18 protein-coding genes are annotated in these 15,893 nt (G+C 69.4%); 12 read left to right on the forward strand and 6 right to left on the reverse strand.

Annotated elements, in window-relative coordinates; translation table 11 throughout:
* On the forward strand, positions 1 to 213 hold a 213-nt coding region (locus tag AU194_RS05585), incomplete at its 5' end, for an MBL fold metallo-hydrolase (protein WP_197417524.1).
* On the opposite strand, the gene AU194_RS05590 is transcribed toward AU194_RS05585, so the two are convergent.
* Positions 210 to 1,064, reverse strand: coding sequence for a helix-turn-helix domain-containing protein (locus tag AU194_RS05590; RefSeq protein ID WP_059088253.1), 855 nt, complete (start codon positions 1,062 to 1,064; stop codon positions 210 to 212). The genes AU194_RS05585 and AU194_RS05590 overlap by 4 nt on opposite strands.
* Before the next feature lie 171 nt (positions 1,065 to 1,235).
* Between AU194_RS05590 and AU194_RS05595 the strand changes: the two genes are divergently transcribed.
* Both AU194_RS05595 and AU194_RS05600 read left to right on the forward strand, forming a co-directional pair.
* Complete coding sequence (locus tag AU194_RS05595; protein ID WP_059088254.1) at positions 1,236 to 2,087, forward strand: SDR family NAD(P)-dependent oxidoreductase; 852 nt, start codon at positions 1,236 to 1,238, stop codon at positions 2,085 to 2,087.
* A gap of 54 nt (positions 2,088 to 2,141) precedes the next feature.
* The gene (locus tag AU194_RS05600; protein ID WP_059088343.1) at positions 2,142 to 3,230 is read left to right on the forward strand and encodes an SAM-dependent methyltransferase; all 1,089 of its coding nucleotides are present in this window, start codon (positions 2,142 to 2,144) and stop codon (positions 3,228 to 3,230) included.
* Here the strand turns inward: AU194_RS05600 and AU194_RS05605 are convergent, their stop codons facing one another.
* Positions 3,231 to 4,193, reverse strand: coding sequence for a GlxA family transcriptional regulator (locus AU194_RS05605; RefSeq protein WP_059088255.1), 963 nt, complete (start codon positions 4,191 to 4,193; stop codon positions 3,231 to 3,233).
* 94 nt (positions 4,194 to 4,287) lie between these two features.
* On the opposite strand from AU194_RS05605, the gene AU194_RS05610 reads away from it, so the two are divergent.
* Both AU194_RS05610 and AU194_RS05615 read left to right on the forward strand, forming a co-directional pair.
* Complete coding sequence (locus AU194_RS05610; protein ID WP_059088256.1) at positions 4,288 to 4,944, forward strand: DJ-1/PfpI family protein; 657 nt, start codon at positions 4,288 to 4,290, stop codon at positions 4,942 to 4,944.
* Positions 4,941 to 5,255, forward strand: coding sequence for a hypothetical protein (locus AU194_RS05615; RefSeq protein WP_059088257.1), 315 nt, complete (start codon positions 4,941 to 4,943; stop codon positions 5,253 to 5,255). Before AU194_RS05610 ends, AU194_RS05615 begins: the two co-directional genes overlap by 4 nt.
* Before the next feature lies 1 nt (position 5,256).
* Here AU194_RS05615 and AU194_RS05620 read toward each other — a convergent pair whose 3' ends face one another.
* Positions 5,257 to 6,330, reverse strand: a complete 1,074-nt coding sequence (locus AU194_RS05620; protein WP_059088258.1) for a dihydrodipicolinate reductase — start codon at positions 6,328 to 6,330, stop codon at positions 5,257 to 5,259.
* A 22-nt stretch (positions 6,331 to 6,352) separates the two neighbouring features.
* On the opposite strand from AU194_RS05620, the gene AU194_RS05625 reads away from it, so the two are divergent.
* The gene (locus AU194_RS05625) at positions 6,353 to 7,108 is read left to right on the forward strand and encodes a 3-oxoacyl-ACP reductase family protein (RefSeq protein WP_059088259.1); all 756 of its coding nucleotides are present in this window, start codon (positions 6,353 to 6,355) and stop codon (positions 7,106 to 7,108) included.
* Positions 7,109 to 7,179: 71 nt separating this feature from the next.
* On the opposite strand, the gene AU194_RS05630 is transcribed toward AU194_RS05625, so the two are convergent.
* Entirely contained in the window at positions 7,180 to 7,713 is a 534-nt protein-coding gene (locus tag AU194_RS05630) for a hypothetical protein (RefSeq protein WP_059088260.1), read from the reverse strand.
* A 118-nt stretch (positions 7,714 to 7,831) separates the two neighbouring features.
* On the opposite strand from AU194_RS05630, the gene AU194_RS05635 reads away from it, so the two are divergent.
* From AU194_RS05635 to AU194_RS05660, 6 genes are read left to right on the forward strand one after another with little or no spacing between them, the layout of a single operon-like run.
* A complete protein-coding gene (locus AU194_RS05635; protein WP_059088344.1) occupies positions 7,832 to 9,370 on the forward strand; it encodes an ABC transporter substrate-binding protein in 1,539 nt (512 codons plus the stop codon).
* A complete protein-coding gene (locus AU194_RS05640; protein ID WP_059088261.1) occupies positions 9,367 to 10,335 on the forward strand; it encodes an ABC transporter permease in 969 nt (322 codons plus the stop codon). The genes AU194_RS05635 and AU194_RS05640 overlap by 4 nt, the downstream gene beginning before the upstream one ends.
* The gene (locus AU194_RS05645) at positions 10,332 to 11,210 is read left to right on the forward strand and encodes an ABC transporter permease (RefSeq protein WP_059088262.1); all 879 of its coding nucleotides are present in this window, start codon (positions 10,332 to 10,334) and stop codon (positions 11,208 to 11,210) included. The genes AU194_RS05640 and AU194_RS05645 overlap by 4 nt, the downstream gene beginning before the upstream one ends.
* Complete coding sequence (locus tag AU194_RS05650) at positions 11,207 to 12,820, forward strand: ABC transporter ATP-binding protein (RefSeq protein ID WP_059088263.1); 1,614 nt, start codon at positions 11,207 to 11,209, stop codon at positions 12,818 to 12,820. Before AU194_RS05645 ends, AU194_RS05650 begins: the two co-directional genes overlap by 4 nt.
* A 13-nt stretch (positions 12,821 to 12,833) precedes the next feature.
* Positions 12,834 to 13,574 carry an SDR family NAD(P)-dependent oxidoreductase gene (locus tag AU194_RS05655; RefSeq protein WP_059088264.1) on the forward strand — a complete coding sequence of 247 codons (741 nt, stop codon included), beginning with the start codon at positions 12,834 to 12,836 and terminating at the stop codon, positions 13,572 to 13,574.
* Complete coding sequence (locus AU194_RS05660) at positions 13,571 to 13,924, forward strand: hypothetical protein (RefSeq protein WP_059088265.1); 354 nt, start codon at positions 13,571 to 13,573, stop codon at positions 13,922 to 13,924. Before AU194_RS05655 ends, AU194_RS05660 begins: the two co-directional genes overlap by 4 nt.
* On the opposite strand, the gene AU194_RS05665 is transcribed toward AU194_RS05660, so the two are convergent.
* Positions 13,921 to 15,252 (reverse strand): DUF4185 domain-containing protein, encoded by a 1,332-nt coding sequence (locus tag AU194_RS05665; protein ID WP_059088266.1) that lies wholly within the window; start codon positions 15,250 to 15,252, stop codon positions 13,921 to 13,923. The two genes, AU194_RS05660 and AU194_RS05665, sit on opposite strands and share 4 nt — an antisense overlap.
* 187 nt (positions 15,253 to 15,439) lie before the next feature.
* A complete protein-coding gene (locus AU194_RS05670) occupies positions 15,440 to 15,733 on the reverse strand; it encodes a hypothetical protein (RefSeq protein ID WP_059088345.1) in 294 nt (97 codons plus the stop codon).
* Positions 15,734 to 15,893: the final 160 nt, after the last annotated feature.

Below are 15,893 nucleotides of genomic sequence, written 5' to 3' on the forward strand. Positions count from 1 at the left end.
TTGGCGGCGGTCTTCTCCGGGGACACCCTGTTCTCCGGCGGGCCCGGCGCCACCGGCCGCTCGTTCTCCGACTTCCCGACCATCCTGGAGTCGATCTCCGGACGCCTGGGTGCCCTGCCCGCCGACACCGTCGTCTACACCGGCCACGGCGACACCACCACCATCGGCGACGAGATCGTCCACTACGACGACTGGGTCGCCCGCGGCCACTAGCGGGTGTCGGCCGACGACAGCGACCAACTGATGAGCAGGTTCATCGCCTCGCGAGAGGCGGTGCCTGCCTCGGTGCTGTAGACGTACAGTGTCTGGTCGGGATCGTCGGGCATCAGGAACGTCTCGTAGTCGACGGTGAGGTCGCCGACGACGCGGTGCCGCAACCGTTTCGAGCCGTGGGTGCGCTGGTACACGCGGTGCTCGGACCACCACGTGTCGAATTCGGTGCTGGCGACGGCCAATTCGTCGACCAGCGCACGCGTGGTCGGATCGTCGGGATGGTTGCCGAGCTCCAGACGCAGGCTCTCCACCACAGCGCGGGCCTGTTCGTCCCAGTCGGCGAACAGCTCTCGGGCGTCCGGGGACAGGAACATCCACCGGGCGTAGTTGCGGTCGCGGGGCGGCATCCGGTCGAAGTCGGCGATCAGCACCCCGGCCAGCCGGTTGGCGGCCAGCACGTCGGCGTGCCTGCCCAGGATCATCGCCGGCACACCGTCCAACGCGTCGAGCACCTGGTACAGGCCGGGCCGGACACGCTGCACGGTGGGCCGCGACGTGGTGCGCGGACGCGCGGCGCCGACGAGACGCCCGAGATGTGCGCGGCCGGTCGAATCCAGTTGCAGCGCACGGGCAATCGCGTCGAGCACACCGGCCGACGGGGTGATCCGCCTGCCCTGTTCCAGCCTGGTGTAGTAGTCGGTCGACACGCCGGCCAGCAGCGCCACCTCCTCGCGCCGCAACCCGGGCACCCGGCGCACCCTGCTGTCGGCGGGAAGTCCCGCCCGCGTCGGATCGACCGCGCCGCGCGCATGCCGGAGGAACTCGGCGAGTTCCTGGTTGCGGGCGGCCACGGGTCGATTCTGGCAGAGCCGCCGCCTTCCGCGCCTGGGTCTGTGCGTCCCAGGTTCGGCCGTCCTGGGTACGTCAGGGCAGGTTATGACCGGTTTTCGCGCCCTGCGGCGGGCCAGACTCGGATACGTCGGCTCGTCGGGAGCCGGCCGTGAGAATTCGAGGAGTGAATCATGCCGTATCCCACCGCCACCCCCGCCACCTGGTTCGTGACCGGCGCCTCCCGTGGGCTCGGGTTGGAGCTGGTCCGCCAGTTGCTCGACCGCGGCGACCACGTCGCCGCGACCACGCGGTCCCCCGAGCGACTGCTCGACAGCCTGGCCGGGACGGACACCGAGCACCTGCTGGCGCTGCCGCTGGATCTGGCCGACGCGGCCGCCGTCGACGCGGCGGTCACCCGGACCGTGCAGCACTTCGGGCGGCTCGACGTCGTGGTGAACAACGCCGGCTACGGCCACCTGGCGGCGGTCGAGGAGACCACCACTGACGACATCCGCCGGATGCTCGACGTCCAGGTCCTCGGCGCGTGGAACGTTGTGCGCGCGGCTATTCCGCACATGCGTGCCGCACGCAGCGGGCACGTCGTCAACGTCTCGTCGATTCTCGGGCTGACCACGGTCCCGGGCTGGGGGCTCTACAGCGCGGGCAAGTTCGCGCTCAACGCGATGAGTGAGGCGCTGGCCGGTGAGGTGGCCGGTCACGGTATCGCCGTGACGATCGTCGAGCCGGGGTACTTCCGCACCGACTTCCTCACCACCGACTCGCTGAGCCTGCCTGCCGCCACCACCGACGCCTATCCCGAGATCCGGGAGATGACGCAGAGCCATCTGGATCTGCAGGGCAGCCAGCTCGGCGATCCGGTCAAGGGCGCCGCGGCGATCATCCGGGTCGCGGTCACCGGGGCCGGTCCGCTCAACCAGCTGCTCGGCTCGGACTCGGTGAGCTACGCCGAGGCGCGACTCGCGGCGCTGCGTGCCGACATCGACACCGGACGCGAACTCGCGTTGAGCACCGATCACGCGTAGCGCGTCGAGCGACTACCGTCGAAGATGTCGTCCGTGTCCGAAGGAAGTCCGCTCGTGCCCGAGTCCAGCGTGGTGGTCCGTCCGCAGCCGATCGGCAGCGTCTACTACACCGAGGGGTCGCGGCTGCAGGCGGCCGGTCTGCGCCCGACGATCGCCCTGTTCGAGGCGGCGGCGAAGGTGGTTCCGCTGCCCGCCCGCCCGCAGCCGATCGCGATCGCGGACTACGGGGCGGCCACCGCGCACAACTCACTGCTGCCGATCTGCGCGGCGATCGCCGTCCTGCGCACCAGGACCACCCGCGAACACTCGGTCCTGGTGGCGCACACGGACGTGCCGGAGAACGACTTCACCGCGATGTTCCGCACGCTGACCGAGGACCCGGACTCGTATCTGCGCAAGGATGCCGCGGCGTTCGCCTCCGCGGTCGGGCGCTCGTTCTACAGCCAGATCCTGCCGTCCAACAGCGTGAACCTCGGCTGGAGTTCGTATGCGATCCAGTGGCTGAGCCGGACGCCCGCGCCCGTGCCCGACCACTTCCAGGTCGCCCACACCGCCGACGAGTCGGTGCGGGCGGCCTATGCCCGCCAGGCCGCCCACGACTGGCACGAGTTCATCGCGTTCCGCGGCCGTGAGCTCTGTCCGGGTGGGCGGCTGGTGGTACTGACGATGGGCATCGGGGAGGACGGCGAGTACGGGTACCGGCCGTTGCTCGCGGCGATGACCGATGCGCTGGCGGAACTGGCCGGGTCCGGCCTGATCCGTGAGGACGAGGTGCGCCGGATGACGATCCCGACGGTGAGCCGACGGGCCGCGGACTTCGTGGCGCCGTTCGCCCCCTCGGGTCGCTTCGAACGCCTGGAGATCGAACACCTCGAGATCGTCGACGGTGAGGACCGGTTCTTCCGTCAGTACCGAAAAGACAAGGACGTCAAGGCCTTCGGCGACAACTGGGCGCAGTTCGCGCGGGCGTCGGTACTGCCGACCCTGGTGGGCGGGCTCGACGGGGGCCGCACCGATCCGCGGGCGGGTCAGTTCCTCGACCGGCTGGAGGCGGGGATCGCCGCCCGGCTGGCCGCCGCCCCGGAGGTCTCGCAGATCCCGCTGGCGCAGCTGGTGCTGCACAAGCGGCCGAAGACCCGCTGATCAGCCGGCGAGGCGTTCGCGAAAGGTGTTGCGGTAGTTCAGCGGTGCCACTCCGGTGAGCCTGCGGAACTGTTCGCGGAAGTTCGCCGGCGAGCTGAAGCCGACCTCCCTGCCCACCCGTTCCACACCGTGGTCGGTGGTCTCCAGCAACTGCTGGGCGTGGCGGATCCGCACCCCGGTCACCCACTGCATCGGTGTCTGCCCGGTCTCGGCCTGGAACCTGCGGTTCAGGGTGCGCACGCTCATCGACGCATACCGGGCGATGTCGGCCAGGGTCAGTTCCCGGTGCGCGTTCTCCTCCAGCCAGGCCAGGACGGCGTCGAGTTCGGTGCGTTCGGCGACGGGTCCGGCGGCCGCCCGGTTGCGCAGGATGAACTGCGCCTGGCCCCCGCTGCGGTGCAACGGGGCCACCGCCATGCGGGCGGAGTCCGCGGCGGCGCGGTGGCCGTGGTCGCGCGCGACCATGTGCAGGCACAGGTCCAGCCCGGCCGACGCGCCCGCGGAGGTCAGCACCCGCCCCTCGTCCACGTAGAGGACGTCGGGGTCCAGGTGCACGGCCGGGTACGCCGCCCGGAACGCGTCGGCGGCCGCCCAGTGGGTGGTGGCGCGTCTGCCGTCGAGCAGACCCGCCGCGGCCAAGGTGAAGGCGCCGGTGCAGATCGAGGCGACCGTCGCACCCGCGGCGTACGCCGCGCGCAACGCCTCCTGAACGTCGGCGGGCGCTTCGGTGATGATCTCGTCGCAGCCGGGCACCACGATCGTGTCGGCGCCGGCGAGGGCGTCGATGCCGTGGTCGGTGCCGATCCGCAACGGCCCGGCGTCGACCTGTGGCGCCGTGGCACACACCCGCACGTCGTAACCCGGTGTCCCGTCGGGCATTCGGGTCCGGCCGAACACCTCCACGGCGGTCGCGAGGTCGAAGGCGATGACGTCCGGCATGGCCAGGACCGCGACGGTGCGCATGTCCGCACCCTAACAGCCGTACTGGCAAGATCTCGTCGAAAAGTGGCGATCTGGCCACTGCCGCATCGGTGCGATTTCCCGCACGCTGATCGGCATGGATGCCCAGATCGTGTTGTTCGACGGGTTCGACCCGCTCGACGTCATCGCCCCCTATGAGGTCCTCGTCGCAGGCAGCGGCGCCGTCGGAGGAGACCTGAACGTGCACCTCGTCTCCGCGGAAGGTCCTCGCCCGGTCGTCAGCGGCAGTCGCGGACTGGTCCTGCAGGCGACGGCCGGGTTGGATCCGCACCGGCCGGGTTTCGTGCTCGTGCCGGGTGCGACGGGACCCATCGAGGGCGATCCGGACGATGGGGACGTCACGATCCCGGTGCTGTTGGCGCGATTCTGCGAGACGGTGGCGATACCCCTGCTGCGCGAGGCGTTCGCCGATCCGGACGTCACGGTGGCCACGGTCTGCGGCGGCTCGCTGGCGCTGGCGATGGCCGGTCTGCTCGAAGGGCGGTTCGCCGTCACCCACCATCTCGGCATGGACATGCTCGAGGCGACCGGGGCGCACGCGGTGCCCGCCCGGGTGGTCGACGACGGCGATCTGGTGTCCGGGGCCGGGGTGACCTCCGGGCTGGACCTGGCCCTGCATCTGCTCGACCGCGCCTACGGTCCGCGGATCGCCAACACGGTGGAGTCGCTGTTCGCCTACGAGCGCCGCGGCACCGTGTGGAGCAACCGCGGCCACGTCCCGGTGGCGGTGTGAGCGCCGTCGAGGGAGCGTGGGACGTCAGGATCAAGACACCGATCGGAACACTGTCCACCACATACGAATTCGTCTCCGCCGGCGACCGCCTGCGCGGTAGCGCGACGTCGAAGGACGAGACCGTCGAACTGCGCGACATCGCCGTCGTCGACGAGGGCGACGGGCAGCGGGTGACCTGGCGGCAATCGGTGACCAGGCCGATGCGGTTGCACCTGAGCTTCGACGTCGTCGTCGACGGCGACCGGATGACCGGCCATTCCCGCGCGGGCCGGCTTCCGCGTTCGGCCGTGGCCGGGGTGCGCCGTCGCTGAATCAGCGGATGGTGCCCGCCCCGGGGACGAGCGGCAGATCCAGCGCCGTGACCCAGCCCGGCCGCAGATCGTTGACGGCGGGCACCGCGTTGAGCGCGCGCATCCCGGTGGCCAGACAGCCTGCCGCGGCGGCGTCGCGGCCGGAGCCGTCGGTGAAGCGGAACGCCGTCTCCTGCGTGATGCTCGGGCTGCCGTCGATCTCGACGCGGTAGACGTCGTTCTGCGTCCCGGCGGGCCAGTCGGGTGCGGCGTCGGCGCCGATGCGGTTGACGTGTTCGAGTTGGATGCGGGTCTCGCCCCGGTACACGCCGTTGATGGTGAACCGGACGGCGGCGACGTTCCCCGCCGCGATGACCCCCTTGGCGCTCGGGCGGTCGGTTGGCGTCACCCACTTGTCGTAGGTCGTGGTGATCTCGTCGAGCATGATGCCCGCCGCGTGAGCGATCATGGGAACCGTTGCGCCCCAAGCCATCACGAGGATGTCCGGGGTCTCGAGCAGGGCCCGCTGCCGCGGCGGCCTGCCGATGCCCATCTCGTTCTCGTAGTCGCCGGTGTAGTTGGTGTAGTCGAGCAGTTCGGCGGCGCGCACCCGCTTGACCTCACCGCACACCCCCATCAGCGTCAGCGGGAACAGGTCGTTGGCGAAGCCTGGGTCGATCCCGGTGGTGAAGCACGACGACTCCCCCAGCTCGCACGCCTCGGTCACCGGCGCGATCCAGCCCGGCGGGTTGAGGTGCATGGTCGGCCACAACCACGGCGTCATCGCCGTCGAGCAGACGTCGATCCCGGCGCGCAGGAAACGGGTGATGAGCGCGATGTTCGCGTCGGCGTGTGCGGCGGTCGGGCCGAAGTGCACGAGCGCATCGGGTCGCAGCGCGATGAGCGCGTCGACGTCGTCGGTGGCGGTCACGCCGAGCGTGCGCCCGAGCCCGCAGATCTCCCCCGCGTCACGGCCGACCTTGTCCGGACTGCTCACCCCGACGCCGACGAGCTCGAACAGCGGATGGCGGTCGATCTCGGCGATCACCATCTTGCCGACGAAACCAGTGCCCCACACGACGATGCGTTTGGCCATGGGATCACCCTAAGGTGAGGTCATGACGGCTGGGGTGGAAGGGCGGCTCGCGGGACGACGGGCCTTGGTGACCGGTGGCTCGCGCGGAATCGGCGCGGAGATCGTGCGGCGGTTGGCGTTCGACGGGGCCGCGGTGGCGTTCACCTACGGCAGTTCGGTGGCCGACGCCGACAAGGTCGTGGTCGATGTGTCGCGCGGCGGCGGCCGGGTGCTGCCGATCCGGGCGGACAGTTCGGATGCCGGGCAGATCGCCTCGGCGGTCGACGAGACCGTGACGCGGCTCGGCGGGTTGGACATCCTGGTCAACAACGCGGGCGTGGCGGCAGGCGGACCGGTCGATTCGTTCCCGCTCGACGAGTTCGACCGCCTCGTCGCGGTCAACGTGCGCGGGGTGTTCGTGGCGATCCAGTGCGCGGTCCGGCATCTCGGCGACGGCGGCCGCATCATCAACATCGGCAGCATCAACGCCGACCGGGTGCCCGCGCCGGGGCTGTCGGTGTACTCGATGACCAAGGCGGCCGTGGCGGGGCTGACCCGCGGGCTCGCGCGGGAACTCGGACCGCGCGGCATCACGATCAACAACGTCCAGCCCGGGCCGATAGCGACGGACATGAACCCCGCTGACGGTGAGTTCGCCGACGCCGCAACGCCGTTGATCGCCGTCGGGCACTACGGGCACCCCGCCGACGTGGCGGGCGTGGTGAGTTATCTGGCCGGCCCGGACACCGGCTACATCACCGGCGCGAACTGGAACGTCGACGGCGGGTTCACGGCCTGACCCGCCCGCCGAGCGTGAGCTCGTGCGCGAGTTCCGGACGATTCCTCGAACGCGAGCTCACGTTCGCGGGGTCAGAAGCAGCGCCGCAGCCCGCCCGGTTCGCAGATCAGCGGGTACCGGTCGACGGGATTGTTCAACGGCCCCTTGAAGGCGAGCGTGAACGGCGTCTTGATCATGGTGGCCGGCAATTCGCCGTTGCAACCGGGCGCGTGGGTGTCGGTGCGGGTTCCGGTCATGGTCACGGTGTCGAACTCGATCGTCTGGACGACCTGCAGGGGGCTGCCGTCGGAGCAGATCACGCCGTCGGCGATCGTGGTGTCGTAGGCCCACACCCCGTTGATCAGCACCGCGTCCCCGCTCTTGACCTCGGGGAACGATGTCACGTGCAGCCGGCAGGCGACCGGCAGATACAACGGTTCGCGCAGATCCCCTACGGTCGGCACGCAGGACGGGTGGATATCCCAGTCGCCGGTCAGTCCGTCCTGCTGGGTGTAGGTGAAGACCCCCTCCAGCACCTGCTGGTCGGCCTGCGCCGGACCGGCGGCGCCGAGGGCCGTCCCGAACGCCAGGACCGCCGCGGCCATCACTCGCGAGATCGTGATCATCGCGGTCAGTATGGCAGTCCGCCCACCGGGACGTCACCGGTTCGCCGGCGAGCGTTTGCGATCAGGACCACACGGGGTAAGAAGCGTCAAAGGCCCGATTGATCTTGAGGTGGTCGTGATGCGGCGGAACGCGGTGGTGGCTGCGTGCGTGGCGACCGCCCTCGCCCTGATGGTGGCGCTCACGGGCTGCTCCACCGGTCAACGCGTCGACCTCGGCGACGCCGCCGCCGACAACCTCGTCGCCGCGATCGCCGGTGAACCCGACCAACTCGACCCCCACAAGACCTCCGCGTACTTCTCGTTCGAGGTGCTCGAGAACGTCTTCGACACCCTGGTCGAACCCGACGCCAACCTCGAGATGCGCCCGGCGCTCGCCGAATCGTGGGAGGTCAGCCCCGATCAGCGGGTGTGGACGTTCCATCTGCGCCGCGGGGTCACCTTCCACGACGGCACCCCGTTCACCGCCGACGACGTCGTCTACTCCTACCGTCGCATCATCGACGAGGAGCTCACCAACGTCGACAAGTTCAGCGCCGTCACCGACGTGACCGCCGTCGACCCGGCCACCGTGCGGATCACCGTCGACAAACCCACCCCCAACCTGCTCACCAACCTCGGCGGGTTCAAGGGGATGGCCATCGTGTCGCGGGCCAACGTCGAGAGCGGCCAGATCGCCACGAAACCGATCGGCACCGGGCCGTTCTCCTTCACCGGCGCCACGAGCGGCGACTCGATCACTCTGCGCGCCAACCCGTCCTACTGGGGCGGGCCTCCGCGGATCTCCGGGGTGACGTTCCGGTTCATCTCCGAACCGTCGACGGCGCTGTCGGCGCTGCAGGCCGGCGAGGTCGACTGGACCGATTCGGTCCCCCCGCAACGCGTCTCCCAGCTGCGCGAGGACGACTCGCTGCGGCTGGCGGTCACCCCGAGCAACGACTACTGGTATCTGGCGCTCAACGAGGCGAAATCGCCGTGGAACGACGTGCGGGTGCGCCAGGCGATCGCCTACGCCATCGACCGCGACGCGATCGTCGCCGCGACGAGCTACGGCACCGCGGCGAAGAATCAACTCGCGATCCCCGACGGCAACCCGTGGTACACCCCCTACGACCGCTACTCCTACGACATCGACAAGGCGAAAGACCTTCTCGCCCAGGCGAACGCCCGGCCGGAACGGCTCGACATGCTGGTCACCAGCGAATACCCCGAGACCGTCACCGCCGCGCAGATCATCGCCGACAACCTCGCCCCGCTCGGCATCACCGTCGACATCCGCACCGTGGACTTCGCCACCTGGCTCGACGAACAGAACAACGGCAACTTCGACATGCTGATGATGGGCTGGCTCGGCAACATCGATCCCGACGACTTCTACTACGCCCAGCACCACACCAACGGCACGTCGAACGCGCAGAAGTTCTCCGACCCCGAGGTGGACCGCCTGCTCGACGCCGGGCGCGTCGAGACCGACCGCGACACCCGCCGCGACGACTACGCCAAGGCCGCCACCCGCATCGCCGACGAGGTCAGCTACATCTACCTCTACAACCCGTCGGTGATCCAGGCCTGGACCCCGGAACTGTCCGGGTACGAGGCACGCCGCGACGGGGCGGTGCGGTTCCGCGGCGCCGTCCTCGGTGAGGACGAATCCTCGTGAGCGGCTTCGTCACCCACCCCGTCGTACGCTTCCTCGCCCGGCGTGTCGCCTACTCGCTCGTGGTGCTGTTCGGCGTCCTGATCGTGGTGTTCGCGCTCGTGCAGCTGGTCCCCGGCGACCCGGTGCGGATCGCGCTGGGCACCCGCTACACCCCCGAGGCGTACGAGGCGCTGCGTACCGCCAGCGGCCTGGACCGGCCGTTGATCGTGCAGTTCTTCAGCTATCTGGGTAACGCGCTCACCGGCGACCTCGGGGTGAGCTTCCGCAACGGCGATCCGGTCACCGCCACGCTGCTCGACCGGCTGCCCGCGACGGTGTCGCTCGGGTTGGTCGGCATCGTCTTCGCGATGCTCATCGCCGTGCCGGCCGGCATCTGGGCGGCGCTGCGCGAGGGCCGGGTCAGCGATGCGATCGTGCGAGTGACCAGTCAGTTCGGCGTCTCGGTGCCGGACTTCTGGCTGGGCATCCTGCTGATCGCCCTGTTCTCGTCCACGCTGGGCTGGCTGCCGACGTCGGGCTACCGGCCACTGTTCGACGACCCCGGGGGCTGGCTGCGGCACATCATCCTGCCGGGCCTGACCGTCGGGCTGGTGGCTGCGGCGATCATGACCCGCTACATCCGCTCGGCGGTGCTCGAGGTGGCGTCGATGGGTTACGTCCGCACCGCCCGGTCGAAAGGCCTTGCGCCGCGGGTGGTCACGCTGCGGCACACGGTGCGCAACGCGCTGATCCCGGTACTCACCATCACCGGTATCCAGCTGGCGACGATCCTGGGTGGCGTCATCGTCGTCGAGGTGGTGTTCGCCTGGCCCGGGCTGGGCCGCCTGGTCTACAACGCCGTCGCCGCCCGCGACTACCCCGTCATCCAGGGCGCGGTGCTGTTGATGGCGGCGCTGTTCCTGCTCATCAACCTGATCGTGGACGTGCTGTACGCGGTCGTCGACCCGAGGATCCGGCTGTCATGACCGCCCCGGAGAAGCAGACCCGGATCGCCTCGTGGCGGCTGCTGGCAGGCAACCCCGTCACCGTCGTCAGCGCGGTGATCCTCGCAGTCGTCGTGGTCGTCGCACTGTTCGCGCAGTGGCTGACGCCGTACGGCGTCAACGACATCGACGTGCCGAACGCACTGCAATCCCCCAGCGGCGCGCACTGGTTCGGCACCGACGAACTCGGCCGCGACGTGCTGTCGCGGGTCATGGTCGCCATCCAGGCGTCGATGCGGGTGTCGGTGGTCAGTGTGGCGTTCGCGGTCGTGGTCGGGGTGACCGTCGGGGTGGTGGCCGGATACCGCGGCGGCTGGCTGGACACGGTGCTGATGCGCATCGTCGACGTGATGTTCGCGTTCCCGGTGCTGCTGCTCGCGCTGGCGGTGGTGGCGATCCTCGGGCCGGGGGTGACGACGACGATCCTGGCGATCGGCATCGTGTTCACCCCGATCTTCGCGCGGGTGGCGCGGGCCAGCACGCTGTCGGTACGGGTGGAACCGTATGTGGCGGTGTCACGCACGATGGGCACCGGTCACCTCTACATCCTCGCGCGCCATGTGCTGCCGAACATCTCGGGGCCGTTGATCGTGCAGACGTCGCTGTCGCTGGCGTTCGCGATCCTGTCCGAGGCCGCACTGTCGTTCCTTGGCCTGGGGATCCAGCCCCCGCAGCCGTCGCTGGGCCGGATGATCTTCGACTCACAGGGTTTCGTCACGCTGGCGTGGTGGATGGCGGTGTTTCCGGGTGCGGCGATCTTCGTCATCGTGCTGGCGTTCAACCTGCTCGGCGACGGACTGCGCGATGTGCTGGACCCGAAGCAGCGCACCATGATCGAGGCGCGGAGGAGACGATGACCGGGCCGGTACTCGAAGTCGCCGATCTGGGGGTGCGGATCGGGCGGCGCAACATCGTGCGCGGGGTGTCGTTCACCGTCGAGCGGGAGAAGACGCTGGGCATCGTCGGGGAATCGGGGTCGGGCAAGTCGATGACGGTGCTGGCCGCGACGGGTCTGCTGGACGCCCCGGGCGCGTCGGTCAGCGGGTCCAGTCTGCTCGGCGGTCAGCCGCAGACCCAGCTCGTCGGCGCGCCGGCCCGCACGCTGCGCGGGGTGCACGGCGGCCGCGTCGGCTTCGTGTTCCAGGACCCCGGCACGTCGCTCAATCCCCTTCTCACGCTCGAACGTCAGATCACCGAATCGCTCGAGACGCACCGCAACATGACCCGCAGGCAGGCCCGCGACCGCGCGCTCGAACTGCTCACCGCGGTGGGGCTGCCCGAGGCCGAACGCCGGCTGGACTCCTATCCGCATCAGCTGTCCGGTGGGCAGCGCCAGCGGGTGATGATCGCGATCGCGCTGGCGTGCGATCCGGAACTGCTCATCGCCGACGAGCCGACCACCGCACTCGACGTCACCACGCAGGCCCAGATCATCGAGCTGGTACGGGACCTGCAGCGCGACTTCGGCACCGCGGTCGTGTGGATCAGCCACGACCTCGGCGTGATCGGTCAGGTCGCCGACGACGTCACCGTGCTGCAGCACGGGGTGGCGGTGGAACAGGCCGCGGTGCTCGACGTGTTCGACCGCCCGCAGCACGAGTACACCCGCGAACTGTTGGCGGCACGGCCGCTCGTCGGCGGTGACGGTCCCCCACCCGCCGATCCCGATGCGCCGGTGCTGCTGGAGGTGGCCGGTCTCGACGTGCGGTTCGACGTCTCCGGGCCGACCGGCCGCTCGACAGTGCTTGCCGTGCAGGACCTTTCGTTCCGCATCCGCAGGGGCAGCACGCTGGGTCTCGTCGGTGAGTCCGGGTCGGGGAAGTCGACGGTGGCCGCCGCGCTCACCGGGCTGGTCCCGCCGCACTCCGGGACCGCGACGCTCGACGGGGTCGACGTGTTCGGGGTGCGCGGCGCCGAGGAGAAGGCGTTGCGCCGCCGCATCAGCCTGGTGTTCCAGGATCCGTTCTCCTCGTTGAACTCCCGCATGCGGGTGGGCGCGGCGGTCGCCGAACCGCTGGCGGTGCACAAACTGGTCGACGGGCGGGCCGGTCGCCGGGGGCGGGTCGCCGAACTGCTCGACCTGGTGGGGTTGCCCGCCGACTTCGCGGCGCGCTATCCGCACGAACTGTCCGGGGGGCAGCGCCAACGGGTGAGCATCGCCCGTGCCCTGGCGACCGAACCGGATCTGTTGATCCTCGACGAATCGACGGCCTCCCTGGATGTTTCGGTGCAGTCGAAGGTGCTCGACCTGCTCGCCCGGCTGCAGAGTGAACTCGGGTTGACGTACCTGTTCATCGGCCACGACCTCGCGGTCATCCAGCGGATGAGCCACGACGTGCTGGTGATGCGCGACGGTGTCGCCGTCGAACACCGACCCGCCGCCGAACTGTTCGCCGAACCCGAGGAGCCCTACACCCGGGATCTGCTGGCCGCCGTGCCGCCCGCCCGCCCGCGCGCCTCGGCGTGAGACAGTCCTTGCCATGACACAACTGAGCGGCAAGGTGGCGCTGGTGACCGGCGCCTCGTCGGGACTCGGTGCGGCGACGGCGAAGTTGTTCGCCGAACGCGGCGCCACGGTGTTCGGGATCTCCCGTGACGCCGAGCGGATGGCGGCGGTGTTCGCCGACGTCCCCGGAGGAACGTATGCGTCGGTGGACATCACCTCCCCCGAGGCCTGCCGTGCGGCCGTCGAGGACTGCGTCGAGAAGTTCGGCAGGCTCGACGTGTTGGCGAACATCGCGGGTTACCACCAGATGCGGCACACCCCGACGGTCTCGGACGCGGAGTGGGCCCAGGACCTGGCGGTCAACCTCAACGGCCCGTTCTTCCTGTGCCGTGCGGCGCTACCGCACCTGCTCGCGAGCGGCGGCAACATCGTCAACGTGGCCTCGATCGCGGGCGTCGAGGGTGAGGTCTACTCGGCCGGATACTGCGCGGCCAAACACGGTCTCGTCGGGTTGACCCGCGCACTGGCCATCGAGTTCACCGCCGATCGGGTGCGGATCAACGCCGTCTGCCCCGGCGGCATGGTGACCCCGCAGACCACCGAGTTCGCCGCCCCGGACAAGGCGGACTGGAATCTGATCATGCGTATCGCCGCGCCACGCGGGATGATGGACGTCGCCGACGTCGCCAAGACCATCGCCTACCTCGCCAGCGATGACGCGGCGGCGGTGCACGGCGCGGTGTACGTGGTGGACAACGGGAAGACGGCCGGATGAGACGGATTCGGGATGTGGTCGGCTCGCACGCGACCCGCGGCAGCGCGGCGGTGGCCGGTTCACTGGCCACGGTGACCAGTGCCGCGGTGACCGGTTCGGTGGGGACCGTCAACAGCGCCGGGGTGACCGGTTCGATGGGGACGGTCAACAGCGCCGCGGTGGCCGGAAGCGCGCTTACCGCAATGTCATTCGCGATCAGCGCCTGCCTGGCGTGTGTCGGCTGTTTCGCCTGCTCGCGATGCGTGGCGTGTATCGGATGTGCGAGTTGCTCGAATTGCGTTGGCTGCGTTGGCTGTTACAACTGCTCCGGGTTGCGCAACGCGGTCGGGCTGCGCGACGTCCACGCCTAACCCAGCGTGGTGTGCATGAGCAGCGTGCTGTAGTCCGACCAGCGCGACAGCGTGAAGTAGAGGTCGTCGCCCGACGACCACGGGTGGATGTAGGGGGCGTAGATGCCGCCCGGCACGGCCGTCGACGTCACGATCGTCTTCGCCGAACTCCACGGCCCTTCGGGTTTGTCGGCGGTGCGCATCACCACGTCGCTGACCGTGTTGGTGTAGAGCATGACGAACTTCTTCAGGTGGTCGTTCCAGGCCACCGACATCTCGCTGCCCGGCGCCCACACCACCTGGATTGCCAGGAACGGGAAGCCCTTGAGCCAGCCGAAGGGCGTGTAGTACTCGTAGGCGGATTTGTCGGCGACGGCGTTCTCGGTGACGCGGGACAGGAACGGCATACCGCCGCGGCCGGCGCCGGTGCCGTAGGCGTACACGTACCCGTTGTGCCGCAGGTAGGCGCCCATCTGGAAGTTCTGGTCGCCCCACACGAACGTCACCCCGGGCACGGTGTTGAACCAACTGGGCCGGATGCTGGTGGCAGGCACGGTCCAGGTCTCCCCGTTGTCGTCGGAGACCGCGACGGCCGAGAAGTTCGTCGACCACTGTCCGGGTGCGCCCCACTGGCTCACCGACATGAAGTTGACGTACTGCCGGGTGCCGACCGAGATACCCGCGGTCGGGATGACGGTGACCTCGGTGGCCGCCAGGTTGAGGCTCTGGATCACCTGCCGGGAGAAGTTCGGCCGGTCGGCGCGCACCGGTGAGCCGCCGAACTTGTCGCCCGGCACGGGGTTGGCCACGGACAGCCCGTTCGCCAGGTCACGGCTCGAACTGCGGAACAGGGTGTTCTTCCGCCACTCCTGGTCCTGCAGGCTGCAGTTGCCGAAGGTGTCGCCGAAGGCGATGAGCACCTGCCGCTGGGCGCCCGAGTAGCCGTTGTCCCACATGATGCCGAGGTCGGCCCCGGAGATCCCGAATCGCTTGTAGAAGCTGGGATCCGGGCCGACGACCGTGTCGACGATCGTGGCGCCCGACGCCGGGGGCGCGGCCGCGGCCCTGGCCTCCGTCTCGGGAGCAACGGCGGCATCGGCCTTGGCGGCCTCGGCCGGGGTGGTCTTCGGCGCGGGTTTGCGTCCGATCGGCAGGTGCAGGACCGGGAACTTCGGCAGGGTGAGCGACGGGGCGGCACCGGGGGTCGCGCTACGCGCCGCCGGCGCCGATGCCGCCGTGACCGAGCAGGGGTCGGCCGCGGCGGGTGGGCTTGTCGTGATCGGCAGGGTCAGCGACGCCACGCAGGTCGACGCCGCGGTCAGCGCCGCCAGTCGTCGCAGGGCCGGCATGTCACACCTTTCGCGTGAAGCGAGATACGGGTGTGACAGTAGTGGCCGTTGGGGCAGGTGGACGGGGTCAGCGGGGCAACCGAAACGGCTTCGTGATCGATCCGAGACGATTTGCCCTCGGAGTCCGACCGCATGATCGGACCAGTCAGCGACTGCCTATGCCGCTTTTAGTTGTTTGCGCAAAGATTCAGCTGGCGGCGCGCTCGATGAGCATCTCGGGGGTGCGCTGGGTGCCGTCGAGCTGGTGGGCGAACTGCTCGCGCGCGGCGAGGACGACATCCTGAAGCCGGGTGACGTGGGCGGATTGGCCGCCGACAGCGGCGGCGGCATCGGCCACCTCGTCGATGGCGTGCCAGGTCTGAGCGCTCAACGGCGTCAGGGGCTGCAGATGGGCGTTGCGCACACCGGTACGGATCGCTTCACACAACCAATGTTCAAAGTTGATTCGAAGGGTTTCCTCAGGAAATTCATTGGTATACATGTTAGCTACCCTCCGCACGTCACGCTGTTTAGGCTGTTCACAGCCGCGACGTTGATTTTACCCCCCTTTGCAATCTCCTAACCGCACTGTTCATCGGAGCTCCAGCGACATCGCAAAAGTGGCCCAGACCACATCGAGGTGTCGATCCCCGCGCAACGGG

This window comes from Mycobacterium sp. GA-2829, assembly GCF_001499965.1.
In the GTDB taxonomy this organism is placed as follows: domain Bacteria; phylum Actinomycetota; class Actinomycetes; order Mycobacteriales; family Mycobacteriaceae; genus Mycobacterium.